This window comes from Pseudomonas sp. B2M1-30, from assembly GCF_025447575.1.
GTDB lineage: Bacteria > Pseudomonadota > Gammaproteobacteria > Pseudomonadales > Pseudomonadaceae > Aquipseudomonas > Aquipseudomonas botevensis.
In genome coordinates, this window is the sequence record NZ_JAOEJT010000001.1 from 715,777 (window position 1) to 736,296 (window position 20,520).

A 20,520-nucleotide genomic window follows, 5' to 3' on the forward strand; every position below is an offset into this window, starting at 1 on the left:
ATGAAACTGGCGATGAAGTTGCGGACCCGCTTGTTCCTGAGCATTTCCGCGCTGATCACCGTGGCCTTGCTCGGGCTGCTGCTCGGGCTGGTCAGCGTGATGCAGATGGCCGGCAGCCAGGAAGCGCTGGTGCGCAACAACTTCGTCACCCTCGATCTGGGCCTCAAGCTGCGGCAGACCCTCGGCGATCAACTGATCATGATGCTCGCCGAGAAGCCTGATCCGGCGGCCTTCGAAGCCTCGAAACAGCATTACTTCGAGTTGCTCGACGAAGGCATCGCCCAGGAGCAGCCGGATGACGGCCGCCAGTACGGGTTCAACCAGGCCAAGGCGGATTACCTGAGTTTTCTCCAGGCCTTCGAACAATCCCGCGACCCGGCGAGCGCCCTGAGTGGCGACGGTGAGCTTCGCGAGCGTTTCAACACCTTGCGCAACGGCTTGATCGCCGAGCACAAGCACGCGCTGGATAACATCAATTCTGTACAGCATGCGGCCCGTGACCGGGCACTGTTGATCGCCGGCCTGCTCGGACTCGTCGGCCTCGCAGTGCTGATTATCGGCTTCATCACCGCCCATGGCATCGCCCGGCGTTTCGGTGCGCCGATCGAGGCGCTGGCGAAAGCGGCGGACAACATCGGCCAGGGCAATTTCGAAGTGACCTTGCCGATCTCCTCGGCCATGGAAGTCAATCTGCTCTCACGGCGCTTCGGCCTGATGGCCGAGGCTTTGCGCGAGCATCAGGCAACCAATGTCGACGAGTTGCTGGCCGGCCAGCAGCGCTTGCAAGCGGTGCTCGACAGCATCGACGACGGGTTGCTGATGATCGATCGCGAGGGGCATCTGGAGCACTTGAACCCGGTGGCCCAGCGGCAACTGGGTTGGGAAAGCGACCACTCCAACGAGGGATTGGGCACCGCATTGCAGCGCCCGGAACTGGATGCGCAACTGCAACTGGTGTTGCGCGGCGGCACGCTGGAGCGGGCCCCGGAAGACCTCAGTATCGAGGTCGATGGCGAATCGCGCCTGCTGACCTACAGCCTGACGCCGGTCAGCCACACCCAGGGGCATATCCTCGGCGCGGTGATGGTGCTGCACGATGTCACCGAACAGCGCGCCTTCGAGCGGGTGCGCAGCGAGTTCGTGTTGCGTGCTTCCCACGAGCTGCGCACACCGGTTACCGGCATGCACATGGCGTTCGGCCTGTTCCGCGAGCGGGCGAAGTTCCCCCAGGAGTCCCGCGAAGCCGACCTGCTCGATACCGTGAACGAGGAAATGAAGCGTCTGATGCAGTTGATCAACGACCTGCTGAACTTCTCGCGCTACCAGAGCGGCTTGCAGAAGCTGACCCTGGCGCCGTGCTCCATCGAGGATCTGCTGGAGCAGGCGAGCCTGCGCTTTACCGACGCCGCCGAGCAGAAAGGCGTGACGTTGAATGTGGAAGTGCAGGGGCCTTTGCCTCGCTTGCAGGCCGATCAGGTGCAACTGGACCGGGTGCTGGACAACCTGATCGACAATGCCCTGCGCCACACCGCCCGCGACGGGCTGATCCGCTTGCAGGCGCGTCGGCATGGCGAGCGGGTCATCATCAGTGTCGAGGACAATGGCGAAGGCATCGCTTACGGTCAGCAGGGGCGGATTTTCGAGCCGTTTGTCCAGGTCGGGCGCAAGAAAGGTGGCGCGGGCCTCGGGCTGGCGCTGTGCAAGGAAATCGTGCAGTTGCACGGCGGGCGGATGGGGGTTTATTCCCGGCCGGGGCAGGGCACGCAGTTCTACATGGCCCTGGCGGTCTAGGCCTCGTCGTCGAGGCGCCGACCGGCGAGCCGGCGGCCGCGAGTGATCAGCTCGATGAATTGCACCGCGCTCAGGGCATGGGCGAACAACCAGCCCTGACCGAACTTCACCCCTTCGCTGCTGAGCAACGCAGCCTGCGCTTCATATTCGATGCCTTCGGCGATCACTTTCAGATCCAGCGCTTGCGCCATATGGATGATGTGCGGCGCGACGCCGCTGCTGGCGGCGTCATGGCCGAGTGCGTCGATGAACGCCTTGTCGATCTTCAGGCAATCCACAGGGAGGGTTTGCAGGTAGGCGAGGCTGCAATAGCCGGTGCCGAAATCGTCGATCAGCACCTGATGGCCCACATCGCGCAGCGCTTGCAGGTTTTCCCGCGCCACCACCACGTCGATCAGGCCGCGCTCGGTCACCTCGAAGGCAATCTGCCGCGCCGCGACCCGGTGCAGGGACAGCAACCGCGCCATGACCTGGCCGATACGCGGCACCATCACGTCGCACGCCGCGAGGTTGACCGAAATGTATAACTGCGGATTGGCCCGCAGCAACTGACCGAGTTGCTCCAGCAAGCGTTGCAGGACGAAGTCAGTCATCTGGCGGATCTGCCCGGTGTTCTCGGCCATCGGGATGAACAGATCCGGGCTGGTCAGCGTGCCGTCGGGTCGACGCCAACGCAGCAGGGCTTCGGCGCCGACGCAGTTGCGGCTGTCGAGATCGAAGATCGGTTGATACAGCACCTGCAGCTCGCCACGGCGGATCGCGCCGTTCAGCTCGGCATCCAGCGACTGACGCTGGCGCACCAGCCAGAACACCATGACCCCGACCAGCGCGCCCATCATCAGGCACAGCGGCACCATCCACCACCAGAGCTCCGGGATACGCATGCCGGTGCGCGGGGAGATAAGCACCAGTTGGTATTCCGGGTTGTCGGTGGGCATGCGGTAGATCAAGTGATCCTGAGTGACTTGCAGGGCATCCGGGGTTTTCGGTGGCCAGGGATCGGTGGGCGGCCAGGTTTGCGGCACGCCGAGCACCGGGATCGCCCGGGTGCCGCGATCCAGCACCACCAGCAGGCTGCTGCCGGGTGACAGGTCGACCATGTCGGTCAGATGGCCGCGAGAGGTGGCGACGCGAAAGTTGCCGCGCCCCAGCATCAGCGCGGCGCGGTTTTCATCGGGTTCGGTGGTCGTGTTCAGCCAGTAGCTGTAGGTCGGGCCTTTGATGTCCGCCGGGCGGCTTACCGAAAGGCCTTCCTGGCGCGGCCGATTGGAACAGGTGCGCTGCGCGTCCATGTAGGCCGCTTCATAAACGAAGCGATAGTTGAAGGTCACCAGTTGCAGGGTGGCGATCATCTCGTCATCGCAACTGCGCAGGGGTTGGGCTTCGAGGTCGTCGAGGCTTTCGCGCAACTGCCCGAACAATTGCTCCAGGCGGGCCAGGAAGCGCGCGCCCTGGGCGTTCATCTCCTGGCTTTCGCTTTGCTCGACCTGGCGCATGGCCACGAACAGCCCGCCGGTAATCAGCAGGCTCGCGCTGAGGACAGCCGCCAGCATCGCCAAAAACCACGGGCGATAAAACCAGCTACGCAGTGCCTCTCGGGTAGCAACCATCATGGATATCCGAAGAATTACCAATGAGTTATAGCTGCTGATTGGACTTTCGCCCTGACCGTCGGGCGGGCGTCATTATTTTGTCTGATTGAGTACCAGCAGCAACGCTGCCGTTTGCGCATCCGGCGTGCCGTCGAAACGGGTCGGGCGATAGTGCATCTGGAATGCCGCGATGACATGCCGCGTTGCCACGTCCAGCTCACCGGTCTGCGGGGTGGCGTAGCCAAGACGCGCCAGTTGCGTCTGGAACCAGCTGATACTCGGCAATTCGGCGTTGAACAGCGCCTGTTGACGCGCCACCGCTTGTTCGTCGGGCCACAGGCCGAGGCCTTCGGCGGCCAGGCGTTTCCAGGGGAACAGCGGGCCTGGATCGAGTTTGCGCAACGGCGCGATGTCGCTGTGGCCGATGATGTAGCGCGGGTTGATGCGCTGGCGCTGGCTGATGTCCTTGAGCAGGACGATCAGCGATTGCACCTGGGCTTCGCTGTAGGGATACCAGAGGCGCCCGGTCGGGGTGTCCTTGAAACCGGGATTGACGATTTCGATGCCGATCGAGCTGGAGTTCAGCCAGGTGCGACCCTGCCACTCGCTTTCCCCGGCGTGCCAGGCGCGCTGGTTCTCGTCCAGCAGCTTGTAGATGGTCGCGTTCTGGTCGTCGCCGATCAGGTAATGGCTGCTGACTTCACCGTGGGTCAGCAATTGCAGCGAGCGCGCGAGCGACGCGGAGGTGTAATGCACGATCACGAACTGGACGCGACTGTCGTGATTGGCCGAAGGGTGGCTGGTGTCGAAGCGTGGGCCACTGGCACATCCGGCCAGAACCAGCAGCGACGCAATGAGAGCAAGAAATTTCATGGCAGAGAGCAATACACGCAAGACGATAATGCAACAGTGTAACGTAATGCCTTGCGTGCCGACGGCCAAACGGCTGATTTAAATGAAATGGAACAATTGCCTCAGCCCAACTCCACCCGGTTGCGTCCGCCGTTTTTGGCCCGATACAGCGCCTGATCGGCTCTTTTGAGCACCAGATCGCTGTGTTCTCCCGGTTTAAAGGCTGCCAGGCCCATGGAAATGGTGATCGTCACCCGTTCACCCTTGAAGTGAAAAGGGCAGGCCTCGATTGAGGCACGCAGGGTTTCCAGCAGTCGGGCACCCACCGCCGGCGGGGTCGCCGGTAGCAGCAGGACGAATTCCTCACCCCCGAACCGGGCGATGAAGTCCGTGCCACGCAGGCGTTTGCGCAGCACCGTGGCGATGATCTTCAACACCTTGTCGCCGGCCAGGTGACCGTAGTTGTCGTTGATCCGCTTGAAGTGATCGAGGTCGAGCATCGCCAGGCTCAGGGTGTTGCCGTGCTGTTGCCACTGGGCGATTTCATGTTCGAGCCGTTCGCTCCAGGCCGCCCGGTTGGGCAGGCCGGTGAGCGGGTCGACCAACGCTTTCTGTCGCTGCTCTTCCAGATGCTCGCGGTAACCGAGGGCTTCCTGCTCCATGTGCGCCACGCGCTCGGCCAGGCTTTTCAGACGCGCAGCTACTTCCTGCTCGCGGGCGTCGCGCTGCTTCTGGTGCTGGTCCATGGTGCCGAGCAGGCCTTCGAGATGGTTTTCCAGGACCTGCTTGAGGTCATCGAGGTCGGCGGCTTCCTGAACGCTGCTCTGCAATCCGTCGACCTGCTCACGGATCTGCGTATCCATTTCCCGCGCGGCGGAGCTGTTGTCGGCGTGGCCTTCGCTGGCGGCTTGCAGGTTGCTCTGGAACGCTTCGAGGCGTTCGTTGAGTTGTTGCAGGTAGGCTTCGAATTCGTGCTGGCCGCTGTCAGTGATGGCGAGCATCAGTGTGGCCAGATCGTCGAGGATCGGTAGCAATTCGTACCAGTTCAGCCCGTTTTGCAGCCGGTCGCGCATGGCCTCTGCTTGTGGGCGGTGACGTTCCGGCAGCGTCAGGTCGTCGAGCAGACCGATAAGCGTGTCTTCGATGTGTTTGGCGACCGAGCTGTAGGACGGCTCCGGCGAATCCGGCAGGGCGTAGAGAACGTCGTGCTCGGGGTGCTCCGGATCGGCGGGCGTCGAGGCCTGGATGACGGGGGCGGGCGCGGGCAGGTCGGCAGTGAGCGGTGGTGCCGGATCGTCACCGGGATGGATCAGTTCGTCGGGGTTGATCGCGACAGGCGCAACGGGCACCGGCGTTGTGATGACCGGCGGCTGCGGTTCGTGGGCTTGCGGTTCGACGGTCGGGCTGACGGATTCGATGGCGACCACGGGCGGCTCGAAAGCCACCACTTCCAGCTCCACTTCGGGTGTTGAAACCGTTGCCATTGCGGCGACTGGCGCCTCCGGGGCTGGAGCGATGACGGCTGGCTCGGCAACGGCAACAGGCGCCAATGGCGCGTGTACCGGTTCTGAAGCGGATTCGGAGGGTGGCTGTTGTGGCTGCGCGGCGGGGATGGCAGCGGGTGCCGGCTGAACAGGCGTCTCTTCGCTGTCACGATTGCCGAACAGGCGTTGCAGCAATCCCGGCCGCCCCGGTTCCGCTGGCGTCTCCAGCTGATGCAGCGCCTTGCCCTGCAATCCGCTGAGTTCGCTGAGCAGCAGCGGCATCTCCCGTGCCTGGCTGACACGCCCGTCCAATTGCTTGGCGAACTTCTTCAGCGGCTGGGCCACGTCCCGGGGCAGTGGCAGCGCTTGCAGTTGAGTAACCAGCGCATTCAGAGCGGTGCTGACTTGATTGAGGCGGGTTTCGCGGCGCTGCTCGGAGTCCAGCACGGCCTTTTCCAGACGCGGCAACAGGGCGGCAAGGCCGGCGTCCATGTCGTCCGTGCGGATCACGTCGCGCATTTCTTTCATGTATTGGTCGACCACCCGGTCGGTGCCTTCCGCCGCCAGGGTGCTGCGCACCAGGCCTCGGCGCAGAAGGTCGAGCCGGGCGTCCCATCGGCGCTCGAGCTTTTCCTGTTTTTCGATGCTTTGGAGGTATTTCTCTTTCCAGCGCTGGGCTTCGTCGCTCATTCAGGGGTTCCGCGAGGGGCAGGACTCAACGCGGGCAATGCATCGGCCGTGAGCGAACCCGGCAGACGAATCTCTACCGCGACCGGCAGGTGATCGGAAATCGGTTGGGCCAGCACTTCGACCTTTTCCAGGGTCAGGGTCGGGCTGAGCAGAATATGGTCCAGGCAGCGCTGCGGGCGCCAGCTGGGGAATGTCGCTTCAAGTTGCGGGGCCAGCAGGCCGAGGTCGCGCAGTGGCGAGTGTTGCAGCAGGTCGCTGGCGTGGGTGTTCATGTCGCCCATCAGTACCTGATGCTTGTAGCCGCCGATCAGCTCGCGAATGTAGCCAAGCTGCATGCTGCGGGTCCGGGCGCCGAGCGCCAGGTGCATCATCACGACCACCAGCGCTTCCGGACCTTCGCCGAAGCGCAGCAGGATCGCCCCGCGTCCTTTCGGCCCCGGCAACGGGTGATCCTCGATCGCCCACGGGCGCAGGCGGCTGAGTACGCCATTGCTGTGCTGGGCCAGCCGGCCGAGATTGCGATTGAGTTGTTGATACCAGTAGGGGAAGGCGCCGAGGTGGGCCAGGTGTTCGACCTGATTGACGTAGCCTGACCGCAGGCTGCCGCCATCGACTTCCTGCAGGGCGACCAGATCGAAGTCGCCGAGCAGATTGCCGATCTTTTGCAGATTGCCTGAGCGCCCGGTGTGCGGCAGCAAGTGCTGCCAGCTGCGGGTCAGGTAATGCCGATAGCGCTCGGTGCTGATGCCCACCTGGATATTGAAACTGAGCAAACGCAGACGGCTGTCTGCGGGCAGGCCCGTGGACTCCAGGTGATGCTCGTTGACCTGCGGATCATGCAGGCCAACGAGACGTTCGACTCCCCAGCGGCGCATGGCGGTTGCCGCGCTTAGTTGGCGGCTGCCTTGTTGGCCGCTCGCTCTTTGGCGACCAGTTGGTCGGCCAGCTGCAGCGCTTGCTCGGCACCACCGGCGGAGCCGATGTCGAAGCGGTATTTGCCGTTGACGATCATGGTTGGAACGCCGGAGATTTCATACTTCTTCGCCAGCTCGCGAGCCTTGACGATCTGGCCCTTGATGGCGAACGAGTCGAAAGTCGCCAGGAACTTGTCCTTGTCCACGCCCTGAGTGGCGAGGAAGTCGGCCATGTCGTTCTTGTCGGTCAGCTTCTTGTGTTCTTTCTGGATCGCGTTGAATACCGCTGCGTGGACGTTGTGCTCGACACCCATGGCTTCCAAGGTCAGGAACATCTGGCCGTGGGCGTCCCACGGGCCGCCGAACATGGCAGGGATGCGCACGAAGTTGACGTCGGACGGCAGTTTTTCGACCCAGGGATTGATCACCGGCTCAAAGGCGTAGCAGTGCGGGCAGCCATACCAGAACAGCTCCACCACTTCGATCTTGCCAGGCACGGCAACCGGCACCGGGTTGCTCAGCTCGACGTAAGGTGCGGCAGGGGCTTCGGCGGCCTGGGCGGTCACGCCGAACAGGCTGGCAGCGACGAGAGCGGCGCTGATGATCAGATTACGCATGCTTTACTCCTGGACAATTTGGGTCGCCTCGCGCGACCTGTTTTCAGACAGATCCTGGCGGGCGTGAGTTCTGTAGTGTAACGGCAGCGGCCACAAAAAAGGGCGGCCAAAGCCACCCTTTTTATACTTGTCGCGACGGATTAATCGAGCGTTAACGTTGCAGGAGTTGTCCGTGCCGCGCAACGTCCGTTCGCCGGCCGCGAGGCAGGTCTCAGTGCAGACCCTGAATGTAGCTGGCAACCGCCGCGATGTCCTCATCGCTCAGTTTGCGGGCGATGGTGCGCATGGTCATCGCATCGCCGTCGTTGCTGCGACCGGCCGCTGGATCTTCCTTGCGGAAGTCGGTCAGTTGCTTGGCGATGTATTGAGCGTGTTGGCCACCCAGGTGCGGGAAGCCGGCGGCTGCGTTGCCGGCGCCGTTTGGCGAGTGGCAACCGGTGCAGGCTGGCAGGCCTTTGTCCAGGTTGCCGCCACGGAACAGGGCCTCGCCGCGCGCGACGAGCTTCGGATCGGCGGCGCCGACACTGCCTTTCTGGCTGGCGAAGTAGGCGGCGATGTCGGAAAGATCCTGATCGCTCAGGTTGGTCAGCAGGCCGGTCATTTCCAGCACGGTGCGCTTGCCCGACTTGATGTCGTGCAGTTGCTTGGTCAGGTAACGTTCACCCTGTCCCGCCAGTTTTGGAAAGTTTGGCGCCATGCTATTGCCATCCGGGCCATGGCAGGCACCGCATACGGCAGCTTTCGCCTGGCCTGCGGCTGCATCACCTGCAGCATGGGCGAAGCCTGAGATTCCCACGGTCAACAGCAGACTCACGATCAGTTTGTTCATCAGCTAATCCAACTACGGCTAAGGGTTAAGAGTTATGGACCGGGCTTACTCGCTCATCCAGAGGATGATGCTTCGGTAATCCTCGGCACTGCAGTCCATGCACAAACCACGCGGCGGCATCGCCTTGAAACCCTGGGTCACGTGTTGCACCAGCGTCTCCATACCTTTCGCCAACCTCGGCGTCCAAGCTTCCTGATCGCCCTTTTGGGGCGCCATGGGGAGTTGGCCGGAATGACAGGCACCACAAACACGGTTGTACACGGCTTCCGGATCTTGTGTAGCCTGCGCACTGTAAAGTGGCATCAAGACTCCGGCAGCCAGCAGCCATTTCGTCATAAAACGACCTTTTCAGGGTTGAGAGCGTTCTGCGTTCTAATGCGCAATCAAGGTCTGTCGCTCTCGTGAACTTCATCCTTCGCTGGGACAAAGCACACACAAAATCTGCGGCATTATATACTGGCGTCACTGAAACGGAAGCGACACCGCGTTCCGCGCCCATTCCCGGCGCCGCCCACATCGGAAATCCCATGCAGCTCAAAAATCCCATCCTCGGCCTGTGCCAACAGTCCACGTTCATGCTCAGTGCCGCCAAAGTCGATCAGTGCCCCGACGACGAAGGTTTTGAAGTGGCTTTCGCCGGCCGTTCCAACGCCGGTAAATCCAGCGCGCTGAACACCCTGACTCACGCCAGCCTGGCGCGTACCTCGAAAACCCCGGGTCGCACGCAGCTCCTGAATTTCTTCAAGCTAGACGATGAACGCCGTCTGGTCGACCTGCCGGGCTACGGTTATGCAAAAGTACCGATTCCGCTCAAGCAGCACTGGCAGCGCCACCTGGAGGCTTACCTGGGCGGCCGCGAGAGTTTGAAGGGTTTGATTCTGATGATGGACATCCGCCATCCGATGACCGACTTCGACCTGCTGATGCTCGACTGGACCGTTGCGGCCGGCATGCCGATGCATATTCTGCTGACCAAGGCCGACAAGCTGACCTACGGCGCGGCCAAGAACACCCTGCTCAAAGTGCAGTCGGAAATCCGCAAGGGTTGGGGTGACCAGGTGACGATCCAGCTGTTCTCGGCGCCGAAGCGCATGGGGCTGGAAGAGGCCTACACTGTGTTGGCGGGCTGGATGGAGCTGGCGGACAAGGGCGCCGAAGCAGCTGAGTAAGGCAATTTTGAGGCAAAAAAAGCCCCGGACTTCATATGGGGAGGGAGAAGTTCCGGGGTCTAAGTTCCGAACCGCTAGGGCGGGGTTCAGATATCTGCCAACACTTAACACAACATAGGAGCATCGAAGGGCTTCACCAGCCATTCAGTAACTCTGAGTGGTGCTCTGCAAGATTAGTTCAGATTTTTTTCAAAAAGCTTTGGAATAAGCCCAAGAGCGATCCGGACTAAGCCCTTTCCGGTGCCCATGCCGCGACACCATGTCGCGGCAAAAGCCCGTTCCAGAGGCCTCAGTGAGCCTCATCCCAATTGTTGCCGACCCCGACTTCCACCAGCAGCGGCACGTCCAGTTTTGCCGCCTCGCTCATGTGCAGGCGAATTTCCTGGCTGACCTGCTCGACCAGATCCTCACGAACTTCCAGCACCAGTTCGTCGTGTACCTGCAGAATGACCTTGGCATCCAGCCCGGATGTGCTCAGCCAGTTATCCACAGCCACCATGGCCTTCTTGATGATGTCCGCCGCCGTGCCCTGCATCGGCGCGTTGATCGCCGTACGTTCGGCGGCAGCGCGTTCCTGCGGCTTGTTGGAGTTGATCTCCGGCAGGTACAGGCGACGACCGAAGATGGTTTCGACGAAACCCTGATCCGCTGCCTGGACGCGGGTGCGGTCCATGTACTCGCGAACGCCGGGATAACGGGTGAAATAGGTGTCGATGTAGGCCTTGGCGGTCTTGGAGTCGACACCGATGTCCTTGCCGAGCTTCTGCGCGCCCATGCCGTAGATCAGGCCGAAGTTGATCGCCTTGGCGCTGCGGCGCTGGTCGGAGGTCACTTCGTTCAGTTCGACCTTGAACACTTCGGCGGCGGTGGCGGTGTGTACATCCAGATTGTTGCGGAAGGCATTCATCAGGCCTTCGTCGCGGGACAGGTGGGCCATGATCCGCAGCTCGATCTGCGAATAGTCCGCCGCCAACAGCTTGTAACCCGCCGGGGCGACGAATGCCTGACGGATGCGCCGGCCTTCGGCGGTGCGCACCGGAATGTTCTGCAGGTTCGGATCACTGGAGGACAGGCGCCCGGTGGAGGCCACCGCCTGGTGATACGAGGTGTGGATGCGTCCGGTGCGCGGGTTGATCTGCTCCGGCAGGCGATCGGTGTAGGTGCTCTTCAGCTTGCTCATCGAACGGTGCTCCATCAGCACTTTCGGCAAGCGGTGATCGTCTTCGGCCAGTTTCGCCAGCACTTCCTCGGCGGTGGATGGCTGGCCCTTGGCGGTCTTCTTCAGCACCGGCAGACCGAGTTTTTCGTAGAGGATCACGCCCAACTGCTTGGGCGAGCCGAGGTTGAATTCTTCGCCGGCGATCTCGAACGCTTCGCGCTCCAGGGCAACCATCTTTTCCCCCAGCTCGATGCTTTGCACGCCGAGCAGCGCGGCATCGACGAACGCCCCCTGGCGCTCGATGCGCGCCAGGACCGGCACCAGCGGAATCTCGATATCGGTCAGTACGCTGGCCAGGCTCGGGATGGCGCTGAGCTTGTCGAACAGCGTGTGATGCAGACGCAGGGTGATGCCGGCATCTTCGGCGGCATACGGCCCGGCCTGTTCGAGGGCGATCTGGTCGAAGGTCAGCTGCTTGGCGCCTTTGCCGGCGATGTCCTGGAAGCTCACGGTGGTGTGATCCAGGTACTTCTGCGCCAGGCTGTCCATGTCGTGGCGGGTGGCGGTGGAGTTGAGCACGTAGGACTCGAGCATCGTGTCGAAGGCGATTCCGCGCACGGTAATGCCGTCGTTCTGATCACCACCGATGGCGCAGTTGGCGAGGATGTTCATGTCGAACTTGGCGTGCTGGCCGACCTTGAGTTTGCTCGGGTCCTCCAGAATCGGCTTGAGCGCGCGCAGCACGGTGTCACGGTCCAGTTGCTCGGGCACGCCGATGTAGGAGTGGGTCAGCGGGATGTATGCCGCTTCGTTGGCGTTCACCGCGAACGACAGGCCCACCAGTTGCGCCTGCTGCGCGTCGATGCCAGTGGTTTCGGTGTCGAAGGCGAACAGCCGGGCTTGCTTGAGTTTTTCCAGCCAGGCCTCGAAACGCGCCTGATCGAGGATGGTTTCGTATTGGGCCTCGGTGCTGGCCGCCGGTGTTTCGGCTTCAGCTTCGGTTGCACTGAACAGATCAGCGCCCGGCTGCGGCTCGGCGGCGCTGAGTTCCAGGCGCTTGGCGTCCCGATCGAGGTCGTTCAGCCAGCTTTTGAATTCGAGCAGGCTGTAGAGCTCGTAGAGTTTGGCCGGGTCTTCCGCGCCCATCTGCAGATCGTCGAGACCGATGTCCAGCGGCACGTCGACCTTGATGGTCGCCAGTTGATAGGAGAGGAACGCCATCTCCTTGTGTTCTTCGAGCTTGGCCGGCAAGGTCTTGGCACCGCGAATCGGCAGGGTCGGAACGATATCGAGCTGCGCGTAGAGCTCGGTCAGGCCGCCGTTGACGCCGACCAGCAGGCCGGAAGCTGTCTTCGGGCCGATGCCGGGAACGCCCGGGATGTTGTCGGAAGAATCGCCCATCAGGGCCAGATAATCGATGATCTGCTCGGGAGCGACGCCGAATTTCTCCTTCACGCCGTCCACGTCCATCGAACTACCGGACATGGTGTTGACCAAGGTAATGTGCCCGTCGACCAGTTGCGCCATGTCTTTGTCGCCGGTGGAGATGATCACCGGGCGATCCGCCGCCGCGCTGCTGCGGGCCAGGGTGCCGATCACATCGTCGGCCTCGACGCCGTCGACACACAGCAGCGGAAAGCCGAGCGCAATCACGCTCTGGTGCAGGGGTTCGATCTGCACGCGCATGTCGTCGGGCATGCTAGGGCGGTTGGCTTTGTATTCGGCGTACATCTCATCGCGAAATGTCCCACCCTTGGCGTCGAACACCACGGCGAACGGACTGTCCGGATACTGCTTGCGCAGGCTCTTGAGCATGTTCAGCACGCCCTTGACCGCACCGGTCGGCAGGCCTTTGGAGGTGGTCAGCGGTGGCAGCGCATGAAAGGCGCGGTACAGGTAGGACGAACCGTCCACCAGGACGAGGGGGGCTTGGCTCATGAGCAGAATCAACCTTTTCGGCGGGCCCGGCGCTAGAATAGCGGGACCGTTGACGACAAAGGGACAAGGTTATCATGCGTACGTTAAATCGCTTGCTGCTGGTCAGTTTGATTGCAACCACACCGTTGGCCGCGATCGCGGCGGATGATGCGCCGTCAGCGGAGCCTGAAGTCACCATCAACACGCACACGGAAGGCGACAAGGTCATTCAGGAATACAGCCGGAGTGGGTTCGTGTATGCGATCAAGGTCACGCCGAAGGGCGGCAAACCGTACTTTCTGGTCCGCGCCGACGGTACGGACGCGAACTACATCCGTTCCGACCAGCCGGATATGCTGATTCCGTCGTGGGAAATTTTTACCTGGAAGTAAGTTTCCCGACTTTTAACAGGCGCCGCTTCGTGGCGGCGCCCGAACTGAGCAGTTTTTAACCATGTCTGTGTTCACCCCCCTGGCTCGGCCCGAGCTGGAAACCTTTCTCGCCCCTTACGGGCTCGGCCGTCTGCTTGATTTCCAGGGGATCGCCGCCGGCAGTGAAAACACCAATTTCTTTATCAGCATGGAGCAGGGCGAGTTTGTCCTGACTCTGGTCGAACGCGGCCCGGTGCAGGAAATGCCGTTCTTCATCGACCTGCTCGACGTGCTGCACGAAGCCGACCTGCCGGTGCCTTACGCACTGCGCACCACCGACGGCGTGGCGTTGCGTGAGTTGAAAGGCAAACCGGCGCTGTTGCAACCGCGTCTGGCCGGCAAGCACATCAAACAGGCCAACGCCCAGCATTGCGCGCAGGTCGGCGAGTTGCAGGCGCATCTGCACCTGGCGACCCAGGGCGAGCACATGATCAAGCGCAAGACCGATCGTGGCCTGGACTGGATGCTGGAGGAGGGCACCGAGTTTCTTTCGCACCTGAGCGACGAGCCGCGTGCGCTGCTGCAAAAGGCGCTGGAAGAAATCACGCAACAGAAAGAGAAAATTCTCGCGTTGCCGCGGGCGAACATCCACGCCGACCTGTTCCGCGACAACGCGATGTTCGAAGGCACGCACCTGACCGGGCTGATCGACTTCTACAACGCCTGCTCCGGGCCGATGCTCTATGACGTGGCGATTGCCTTGAACGACTGGTGTTCAGACGATGACGGCCTGATCGACGGCCCGCGTGCCCGGGCCTTCCTGGGTGCCTACGCGGCATTGCGCCCATTCACGGCCGTCGAGGCCGAATTGTGGCCGACCATGCTGCGAGTGGCGTGCGTGCGGTTCTGGCTGTCGCGGTTGATTGCGGCGGAATCGTTCGCCGGGCAGGACGTGTTGATTCACGATCCGAAGGAGTTCGAGCAGCGTTTGGCACAGCGTCAGACGGTCAATACGCCGCTGCCATTTGCCCTGTAAAAGAAAAAACCGCAGCCTGTGCAGGCTGCGGTTTTTTTGTATTAGAGCGACTCCAGGCAGCCCGCCAGATCATTGCCCAGCTTCTCCAGCACTTGCTCATAACCCTGAGCAGTCGCCGGCGTATACCCACCCAGCGCATCCAGTTCCGCCAACTTGACCGGCAGGCCCGCCACCAGGGTTTCCGCCAGACGTGGGCGCAGCGGCGGTTCACTGAACACGCAGGTCTTGCCGACTTCCTGCAACCGCGCGCGCATCGCCGCTACGTGCTGGGCGCCCGGTTGCACTTCCGCCGCGACGCTGAACACGCCGGCGTGCTTCAAGCCGTAGGCATCTTCGAAGTAGTCGAAGGCTTCGTGGAACACGAAGTAGGGTTTGCCTGCAACGCCGGCCAGACGTTTCTTCAAGCGCTGATCCAGGGCATCCAGACGCTCATCGAAGGCTTTGGCGTTGCTCTGGTAGCGCTCGGCATTGGCCGGGTCGGCGGCACTCAGGTCGGCCGCCATCTTGTTGGCGATGACCCGGGCGTTGACCGGCGACAGCCACAGATGCGCGTCGAGGCTCCCGGGACGGTGGTCGTGATCGTGCTCGTCCGCCTCTTCGGCGTGGGAGTGGCTGTCTTCAGCGAAACGCCGCAGTTTCATCCCCGGCAGATCCTGCACCGCGACACTCGGTAGTGTACGACCGTTCAGCACGCGCGGCAGGAAGCCTTCCATGTCCGGGCCGATCCAGTACAGCAGATCCACCGACTGCACCTTGCGCACGTCGGACGGGCGCAGCGCGTAATTATGCGGCGAGGCACCGGGCGGCAGCAGGACTTCAGGAATCGCCACGCCGTCTTGCACGGCAGCGGCGATCAACTGCAACGGCTTGATGCTGGTGAGGACTTTGACTTCGGCCTGGGCCGAGCCGATCAGCAGAAAACTGGCGAAAAATGCCACAAAAACAGAAAAAAGTCGGGACACGATGACCACTCAAGGAGGCGAGAACGGGTAACATAATAACGTCTCTAACCAAACTCGTCGCCGCTCATGCCTATTACACCGATTGCCAGCCGTCCCCACGACCATTCTCACTGCGTCCACAGCGCCCTGTCCGAGGCCGATGCCTTGTGTGCACAGAAGGGCCTGCGCCTGACCGCACTGCGTCGGCGGGTGCTGGAACTGGTCTGGCAGAGCCACAAGCCGCTGGGCGCCTACGACATTCTGGCGGTACTCAGCGAGCAGGACGGTCGCCGCGCTGCGCCACCAACGGTCTACCGGGCGTTGGACTTCCTGCTGGAAAACGGCCTCGTCCACCGCATTTCTTCACTGAACGCCTTTGTCGGCTGCGTTCACCCGAAGCATTCGCACCAGGGCCAGTTCCTGATCTGCCGCCAATGCCACGCCGCCATCGAGCTTGAGCAAAAAACCATTAGCGACGCCATCGTCCACAGCGCCAGGGACGTCGGTTTCATCGTCGAGGCGCAGACCGTCGAAGTGGTGGGTCTGTGCTCCGGTTGCCAGGGGGCTTGATGAGCGACGCGCTGATCCGTCTGGAGCAGGTGGCTGTCCGGTTTGCCGGGCAGAACGTGCTGGACAACATTCACCTGAGCGTCGAACCGGGGCAGATCGTCACCCTGATCGGCCCCAACGGCGCCGGCAAGACCACCCTGGTGCGCGCCGTGCTCGGGCTGTTGAAACCGGACAGCGGCAGCGTCTGGCGCAAGCCGAAACTGCGCGTCGGCTATATGCCGCAAAAGCTGCACGTCGATCCGACCCTGCCGCTGTCGGTGCTGCGTTTCCTGCGGCTGGTGCCGGGCGTCGACCGTCCGCGCGCGTTGGCGGCGCTCAGGGAAGTCGGCGCCGAACACGTCATCGACAGCCCGGTGCAAAGCGTTTCCGGTGGTGAAATGCAGCGCGTGCTGCTGGCCCGCGCCCTGTTGCGCGAGCCGGAGCTGCTGGTACTCGACGAGCCGGTGCAGGGTGTCGATGTCGCCGGCCAGGCCGAGCTGTACAGCCTGATTACCCGCCTGCGCGACCGTCATGGCTGTGGCGTGCTGATGGTGTCCCACGATCTGCATCTGGTGATGAGCACCACCGACCAGGTGGTGTGCCTCAATCGCCACGTCTGCTGTTCCGGGCATCCCGAGCAGGTCAGCGGCGACCCGGCCTTCGTCGAGCTGTTCGGCAACAACGCGCCGAGCCTGGCGGTCTATCACCACCATCACGACCATGCCCACGATCTGCACGGTTCGGTGGTCAAGGGACCGGTGAAGGGCCAACCTCACGTTCACGGAGAAAACTGCAAGCATGGCTGATTTTCTGTTCTACGCCCTGCTTGCAGGTCTGGCGCTGGCGGTAGTGGCCGGGCCGTTGGGATCGTTCGTGGTCTGGCGACGCATGGCCTACTTCGGCGACACCCTGTCCCACGCCGCGCTGCTCGGCGTGGCGCTGGGTTTCCTGCTGGATGTCAGCCCGACCGTGGCGGTCACGGTCGGCTGCCTGCTGCTGGCGGTGGTGCTGGTGACCCTGCAACAGCGCCAACCGCTGGCGTCCGACACCCTTTTGGGAATTCTCGCACCCAGTACGCTCTCCCTCGGGCTGGTGGTACTAAGCTTCATGCATGAAGTGCGGATCGACCTGATGGCCTATCTGTTCGGCGACTTGCTGGCGATCAGCCCGACTGACCTGGCGTGGATTCTCGGCGGCAGCGCGGCGGTGCTGGTATTGCTGGTGACGCTGTGGCGGCCGCTGCTGGCGATCACCGTGCACGAAGAGTTGGCCAGGGTTGAAGGCCTGCCGGTGGCGGGTCTGCGCATGGCGTTGATGCTGTTGATCGCGGTGGTGATCGCGGTGGCGATGAAAATCGTCGGTGTGTTGCTGATTACCTCGCTGCTGATCATCCCGGCGGCTGCGGCACAACGTCACGCCCGTTCGCCGGAGCAGATGGCGCTGGGCGCGAGCCTGCTGGGCATGCTCGCTGTGTGTGGCGGGCTGGCACTGTCCTGGTTCAAGGACACCCCGGCCGGCCCGTCAATCGTTGTGACGGCTGCCGCACTGTTTCTGCTGAGTTTTGTTCTGCCCCGTCGAGGGGTGTAGACTTGCTCGTTTTTTGCGCAAATAGAGAGTCGCAGGAATGAAGCCGTTCGCCTCCCGTTATCTGCTCCTTGTCGCATTTTCAGTGCTGCTGGGCGCCTGCCAAAGCACGCCGCCGGTGGCCGAAGTCCCCGATGCGCGGGCCACGGCCATCGCGCAGCTGGAGCAAAGCCTGGCCAGCAGCGAACTGGCCACTGCCGAGGACCAACTGGCAGCCTTGCAGGCCGAAACGCCCAACGATCAGTCCCTTGAGCAATATCAGCGACAACTCGCCGAAGCCTATCTGCGGCGCAGCCAGATTGTCCTGCAAAAGGGCGATGTGAACGCCGCCGCGACCGCGTTGAGCCGTGCCCGCGCCCTGATGCCCAAGGCACCGGCGCTGACCGGCGGGGTCAACGGTGCGATCACCGAAGCGCGCAAGGCTGAACTCGAGAAGGCTGAGGCGGCGCTGCAAGCGGCCGAAGCCAAGCCGAAGGCCAAGGTCATCGACCCGACGGCCGAGAGCACCACGGTTGCGCTGAACATCACCGACAGCCGCAAACTTCGCCGACAACTGGATGCGATCGCCGCCGATGTGGTGAGTTACGAGTGTGCGGTGAGCATTCAGGCCCCGCGTACCGATGACTATCCGTGGCTGGCGACTTTGCTGACCAAGCGGGTGAAGAAGCTGGATCCGGATTTCGATCTGAAGATCGAGAAACAGATTCTGCGTACCGTGCCGGCGCAGATGGTTCTGAGTCCTAAAAAACCTTAAAAGCCTCGCAAGCAAGCCCGCGCCCACAAAACCGGTGGGGCTTGCTTGCGAAGGCGTCTCTAGGCCGGAATCGCCTTGGCCTTCGTTTCCCGATCCCAAACCCGATGTTGCCCGATGGCGGCAAAGAACCCCTTGGTCAACGCTGGCACATCCTTGCCGGCGATCAATCCTGCATCCGCCTCCAGTTTCAACAGATCCAGCAACTGCTTGGCCTCACCCTGCACGGCAATCGCCTTCAGGTGCTTGTAGGCCTCCAACAGGTAATGCAGCGCTACCCCGTTACCGCTCAAGGCTTTGACAGACGCCGCCCCACCCGGCACGAACACCGCGTCGAAGATCACCGACGGCATTCCCTCCATCGACGCATCCACCGCCAGGCTTTTGCCCTCGGCGGTTTTCACGGGTGCCGATGTCGGGCCAAGCAGTTTGGCGTGGGCGCCTTCTGCCTCGAGCGCCTTTTTCATTGCATCAATCGCTGCACCCTCGACGCCGTTTGCGGCAAGTATCGCCACTTTTCGTGTCTTGATGTTTTCCGGCAACAGATTGGCCTGACTCAGTGCCGGCGAGTGATCCAGCGAAGTCTTGCGTACCTGCACCGTGCCTTTGCCCGGTGCCGGCAAGCCGAGGTTCTCGGCCACGCGTTTGGCCAGTTCCAGATCGATGTTGGCCAGAATCTCGTTCACTTGCCGCGCCCGGATGAACTCACGCTCCACCTTGCCCAGCTCGAAGCTGTAGGCCGCGATGATGTGTTCCTGCTCGTGCTTGCTCATGCTCTTGAAGAACAACCGCGCCTGGGAGAAGTGATCGCTGAACGACTCGCTGCGCTGGCGGATCTTGTTGGCATCGATGCGTTCCGGGTAGCTCTCGAAGCCGCCGTCCTGTGCGGCCGGTGGCGTCTCCTTCGGCCAGCCGCCGTCGATGGAGTTCGGCTCGTAGGACGCACGCCCCTTGTCGATCGTCGAACGATGCTGGGCATCGCGTTGACCATTGTGGAACGGCGCCACCGGGCGGTTGATCGGCAACTCATGAAAATTCGGCCCGCCGAGTCGGCTGATTTGCGTGTCGGTGTAGGAAAACAGCCGACCTTGCAGCAGCGGGTCATTGGAGAAGTCGATGCCCGGCACGATATGGCCGGGGCAGAATGCGACCTGCTCGGTTTCGGCGAAGAAGTTGTCCGGGTTGCGGTTGAGGGTCATTTTGCCCAGTGGCGTGATCGGGACGATTTCCTCGGGAATCAGTTTGGTCGGGTCGAGGATGTCGAAGTCGAAGGCGTGCTCGTTTTCCTCCTCGATGATCTGTACGCCAAGTTCCCATTCCGGGTAGTCCCCCGTCTCGATCGCCTCCCAGAGATCGCGACGGTGGTAGTCAGTGTCTTTACCGGCCAGTTTCTGCGCTTCGTCCCACACCAGCGAACAGGTGCCGGCGGTGGGGCGCCAGTGGAATTTGACGAAGCGCGATTTACCCTCGGCGTTGATCAACCGGAAGGTGTGCACCCCAAAACCCTGCATGCTGCGCAGGCTTTTCGGGATCGCCCGGTCGGACATGGCCCAGATCACCATGTGCGCCGACTCCGGCACCAGCGATACGAAGTCCCAGAAAGTGTCGTGGGCTGAGCCGCCGGTGGGGATTTCGTTGTGCGGCTCGGGTTTGACCGCATGCACGAAGTCGGGAAACTTGATCGCGTCCTGAATGAAGAACACCGGCATGTTGTTGCCGACCAGATCGAAGTTGCCTTCGTCGGTAAAGAACTTCACCGCGAAACCGCGCACGTCACGCACGGTATCGCCTGAGCCACGTGGCCCCTGCACCGTGGAAAAGCGTACGAATACCGGCGTTTTTTTCGCCGGGTCCTGCAGGAAACCGGCCTTGGTCAGTACCGAATGGTTCTCGTAGCTCTGAAAGAACCCGTGGGCGCCGGTGCCGCGAGCGTGGACGATGCGCTCGGGAATGCGCTCATGGTCAAAATGCGTGATTTTCTCCCGCATGATGAAGTCTTCCAGCAGTGACGGCCCGCGCGGGCCGGCCTTGAGGGTGTTCTGGTTGTCCGCGATCTTCACGCCCTGGTTGGTGCGCAGGGCCTGGCCGGTGGCGTCGGAGCGGAATTTCTCCAGGCTGTCGAGTTTGCTGTTGGTGTTGGCGCGGTCCTTGGTGTCGGTTCCGGCCAGTTGGCTCTTGTCGGAGGCAGGCTTTTTGGTACTCATCAGACGTAAACTCCTCGTTTGACCCCTTCCATCCAAGGACTCTTGAGTGGTTTCCGGGCACGGCACCCGG

General features: G+C 62.3%; 18 protein-coding genes. 8 read left to right on the top strand and 10 right to left on the bottom strand.

Going from position 1 to position 20,520, the window contains the following annotated elements:
• On the top strand, positions 1-1,791 hold the full coding sequence (locus tag N8H74_RS03310) for a KinB sensor domain-containing domain (protein WP_217829010.1): 1,791 nt from the start codon (positions 1-3) through the stop codon (positions 1,789-1,791).
• Here the strand turns inward: N8H74_RS03310 and N8H74_RS03315 are convergent.
• The 7 genes from N8H74_RS03315 to N8H74_RS03345 form a co-directional block, all read right to left on the bottom strand.
• Complete coding sequence (locus tag N8H74_RS03315; RefSeq protein ID WP_217829009.1) at positions 1,788-3,404, bottom strand: EAL domain-containing protein; 1,617 nt, start codon at positions 3,402-3,404, stop codon at positions 1,788-1,790. The genes N8H74_RS03310 and N8H74_RS03315 overlap by 4 nt on opposite strands.
• Positions 3,405-3,476: 72 nt before the next feature.
• On the bottom strand, positions 3,477-4,256 hold the full coding sequence (locus tag N8H74_RS03320; protein ID WP_262146187.1) for an N-acetylmuramoyl-L-alanine amidase: 780 nt from the start codon (positions 4,254-4,256) through the stop codon (positions 3,477-3,479).
• 101 nt (positions 4,257-4,357) lie between these two features.
• Positions 4,358-6,409 (bottom strand): diguanylate cyclase, encoded by a 2,052-nt coding sequence (locus N8H74_RS03325; protein ID WP_262146188.1) that lies wholly within the window; start codon positions 6,407-6,409, stop codon positions 4,358-4,360.
• On the bottom strand, positions 6,406-7,284 hold the full coding sequence (locus tag N8H74_RS03330; protein ID WP_217829006.1) for an endonuclease/exonuclease/phosphatase family protein: 879 nt from the start codon (positions 7,282-7,284) through the stop codon (positions 6,406-6,408). Before N8H74_RS03330 ends, N8H74_RS03325 begins: the two co-directional genes overlap by 4 nt.
• 14 nt (positions 7,285-7,298) lie before the next feature.
• The gene (locus N8H74_RS03335) at positions 7,299-7,940 is read right to left on the bottom strand and encodes a thiol:disulfide interchange protein DsbA/DsbL (RefSeq protein WP_217829005.1); all 642 of its coding nucleotides are present in this window, start codon (positions 7,938-7,940) and stop codon (positions 7,299-7,301) included.
• Between the two features lie 211 nt (positions 7,941-8,151).
• Positions 8,152-8,769, bottom strand: coding sequence for a c-type cytochrome (locus N8H74_RS03340; protein WP_217829004.1), 618 nt, complete (start codon positions 8,767-8,769; stop codon positions 8,152-8,154).
• A gap of 45 nt (positions 8,770-8,814) precedes the next feature.
• On the bottom strand, positions 8,815-9,105 hold the full coding sequence (locus tag N8H74_RS03345) for a c-type cytochrome (RefSeq protein WP_217829003.1): 291 nt from the start codon (positions 9,103-9,105) through the stop codon (positions 8,815-8,817).
• Between the two features lie 191 nt (positions 9,106-9,296).
• Here N8H74_RS03345 and yihA point away from each other — a divergent pair, with 191 nt between their 5' ends.
• Complete coding sequence (yihA, locus tag N8H74_RS03350; RefSeq protein ID WP_217829002.1) at positions 9,297-9,938, top strand: ribosome biogenesis GTP-binding protein YihA/YsxC; 642 nt, start codon at positions 9,297-9,299, stop codon at positions 9,936-9,938.
• 289 nt (positions 9,939-10,227) lie between these two features.
• Here the strand turns inward: yihA and polA are convergent, their stop codons facing one another.
• Complete coding sequence (gene polA, locus N8H74_RS03355; RefSeq protein ID WP_262146191.1) at positions 10,228-13,035, bottom strand: DNA polymerase I; 2,808 nt, start codon at positions 13,033-13,035, stop codon at positions 10,228-10,230.
• A 74-nt stretch (positions 13,036-13,109) separates the two neighbouring features.
• On the opposite strand from polA, the gene N8H74_RS03360 reads away from it, so the two are divergent.
• Together N8H74_RS03360 and N8H74_RS03365 are read left to right on the top strand one after the other, a co-directional pair.
• On the top strand, positions 13,110-13,406 hold the full coding sequence (locus tag N8H74_RS03360; protein WP_217829000.1) for a DUF2782 domain-containing protein: 297 nt from the start codon (positions 13,110-13,112) through the stop codon (positions 13,404-13,406).
• Positions 13,407-13,467: 61 nt separating this feature from the next.
• Entirely contained in the window at positions 13,468-14,421 is a 954-nt protein-coding gene (locus tag N8H74_RS03365; RefSeq protein ID WP_262146192.1) for a homoserine kinase, read from the top strand.
• A gap of 41 nt (positions 14,422-14,462) precedes the next feature.
• On the opposite strand, the gene N8H74_RS03370 is transcribed toward N8H74_RS03365, so the two are convergent.
• Positions 14,463-15,392, bottom strand: coding sequence for a zinc ABC transporter substrate-binding protein (locus N8H74_RS03370; RefSeq protein ID WP_217828998.1), 930 nt, complete (start codon positions 15,390-15,392; stop codon positions 14,463-14,465).
• A 57-nt stretch (positions 15,393-15,449) separates the two neighbouring features.
• Here N8H74_RS03370 and N8H74_RS03375 point away from each other — a divergent pair, with 57 nt between their 5' ends.
• Genes N8H74_RS03375 through N8H74_RS03390 form a run of 4 tightly spaced genes read left to right on the top strand, consistent with a single transcriptional unit; the run spans position 15,450 to position 18,249 of the window.
• Positions 15,450-15,932: a Fur family transcriptional regulator gene (locus N8H74_RS03375; protein ID WP_262146194.1), complete on the top strand. Its 483-nt coding sequence runs from the start codon at positions 15,450-15,452 to the stop codon at positions 15,930-15,932.
• Positions 15,932-16,717, top strand: coding sequence for a zinc ABC transporter ATP-binding protein ZnuC (gene znuC / locus N8H74_RS03380; protein WP_217828996.1), 786 nt, complete (start codon positions 15,932-15,934; stop codon positions 16,715-16,717). The genes N8H74_RS03375 and znuC overlap by 1 nt, the downstream gene beginning before the upstream one ends.
• Positions 16,710-17,498: a zinc ABC transporter permease subunit ZnuB gene (znuB, locus tag N8H74_RS03385; RefSeq protein ID WP_217828995.1), complete on the top strand. Its 789-nt coding sequence runs from the start codon at positions 16,710-16,712 to the stop codon at positions 17,496-17,498. Before znuC ends, znuB begins: the two co-directional genes overlap by 8 nt.
• 37 nt (positions 17,499-17,535) lie before the next feature.
• Complete coding sequence (locus N8H74_RS03390) at positions 17,536-18,249, top strand: PA5502 family lipoprotein (protein ID WP_217828994.1); 714 nt, start codon at positions 17,536-17,538, stop codon at positions 18,247-18,249.
• Positions 18,250-18,308: 59 nt separating this feature from the next.
• On the opposite strand, the gene katE is transcribed toward N8H74_RS03390, so the two are convergent.
• The gene (gene katE, locus N8H74_RS03395; RefSeq protein ID WP_262146197.1) at positions 18,309-20,450 is read right to left on the bottom strand and encodes a catalase HPII; all 2,142 of its coding nucleotides are present in this window, start codon (positions 20,448-20,450) and stop codon (positions 18,309-18,311) included.
• Positions 20,451-20,520 lie beyond the last annotated feature (70 nt).